This window comes from Streptomyces sp. NPDC001880 (assembly GCF_053594575.1).
Genome location: NZ_JBSFET010000274.1, coordinates 1 through 1,578, shown reverse-complemented (window position 1 = coordinate 1,578; position 1,578 = coordinate 1). Strand labels below are relative to the sequence as shown.

The following is a 1,578-nucleotide window of genomic DNA, read 5'->3' as shown; positions in this document are numbered from 1 at the left end:
GGTTCGGGGACGGGTTCGACGGTGCGCACCAGCATCCGGTAGTGGGTGTCCGACGCGAGCGGAGAGTCCACCGCGCAACGGGCGATCACGGCGGCCGGCTCGGGCCGGTCCGCCGGGTCCTTGGCCACGCACTGCCGGACGAGTGCGGCCAACTCGGGCCGTACGCCCGCCAGGTCGATGTCCTCGTGCACGGTCCGGTAGCTCACCGCGGCCGGTTCGCCCGTGCCGAACGGAGGCCGGCCCGTCGCCGTCCAGGCGAGGGTGGCGCCCAGCGCGAAAACGTCGGCCGCCGGGCCCACCTCGTTGCGCAGGAGGACCTCGGGTGCCGTGTAGCCGGGTGTCCCCGACACCATCCCGTCCCGGGTCAGAATCGTCTGCTCAAGTCCTCGCGCGATTCCGAAGTCGATCAGTTGGGGTCCCTGCGGGGAGAGGATCACGTTGTGCGGTTTCAGGTCCCGGTGAGTGACGCCATGGGCGTGGACCGCGGCCAGCCCTTCGGCGAGCGCGGCGAGCAGTCTCAGGGCGCTGTCCGGCGGGAAGGGCCCACTCGCACCCACGGCGCCACGCAGGGTGGGTCCTGACACGTACTCGGTGGCCAGCCAGTAGGGAGGCGCGTCGAGCGAAGCCTCGATCAACTGCGCGGTGTAGGCGCTGCGCACGGCCTCGACGGTCGCGGTCTCCCGCCGGAACCGGGCCAGCGCCTCGGGGTGGTCGCTGATCTCCTCTCGGATGACCTTGACGGCCACCAGCCGTCCGCCGGGCGACCTGCCGAGATACACCTGTCCCATGCCGCCCGCGCCGAGACGGGCGAGAAGGTGGTAGGCGCCCATGCGCACGGGGTCCTGAGGTCGCAGTGCATCCACGGCACGACTGTGCCATATGTGCACACACGGTGGAGCGACGGTCGTCAATCCGTGACCGAATCGGTCGCTCTCAACACGCGAGGGCAGAAACCCGGTTGAGGGCCGGGCCGGACTGCTCCGGAACGGGAGCGCATCGGAGCCGGCGAAGGTTGGACGAATCCGGGGGGGTCGGTGGTCACGCATGGCCTCGCTGGTGGAGCCGGGTGGTGTGTTCGCCTCGTTCGGCGGACCGGTCCAGCCGGCCGACCCGGCTGTGGCGGAAGCTGTTCACGCGGCACGAGCACCGTTCCTGGAGAGCGATGAGATTCCGTCCCCGGACGGGACGCCTCCGGGGAACGACATGCAGTGGCCGGGTACGGAGCTCCAACGGTCCGAATGGTTCACCGGCGTCCAACAGTCCGTGATCGAAAGCCGCTTGACGATGAGTGCTCGCGACTACGTCGGTCAACTCTCGGCGGTCTCGGCCTATCTCGTACTGCCTGCCGTGGAGCGAAAACAGGCATTCAGCCGGATCATGCAGGTTCTGCCCGAGACCGTTGAGATTGCCGCCGACATCACGGTCCACCTCGCCCGTCGGCGGTGTGCACAGTAGTGGACCGTCACGGCACCCCATCCGCCTGTCAGTAGGCGGAGTTGACGTTGTCGATGGATCCGTAGCGGTCGGCGGCGTAGTTGGCGGCCGCGGTGATGTTGGCTACGGGGTTGGTGAGGTCGT

The 1,578-nt window shown here is 69.0% G+C and carries 2 protein-coding genes and 1 pseudogene; 1 reads left to right on the top strand and 2 read right to left on the bottom strand.

What is annotated here, in order from left to right:
• On the bottom strand, positions 1-863 hold an 863-nt coding region (locus tag ACWCQ6_RS37205), incomplete at its 3' end, for a serine/threonine-protein kinase (RefSeq protein WP_451096925.1).
• Positions 864-1,044: 181 nt separating this feature from the next.
• Here ACWCQ6_RS37205 and ACWCQ6_RS37200 point away from each other — a divergent pair.
• Positions 1,045-1,455: a hypothetical protein gene (locus ACWCQ6_RS37200; protein WP_451096923.1), complete on the top strand. Its 411-nt coding sequence runs from the start codon at positions 1,045-1,047 to the stop codon at positions 1,453-1,455.
• A 28-nt stretch (positions 1,456-1,483) separates the two neighbouring features.
• On the opposite strand, the pseudogene ACWCQ6_RS37195 reads toward ACWCQ6_RS37200, so the two are convergent.
• A pseudogene (locus ACWCQ6_RS37195) lies at positions 1,484-1,578 on the bottom strand (transglycosylase SLT domain-containing protein); the annotation flags it as partial.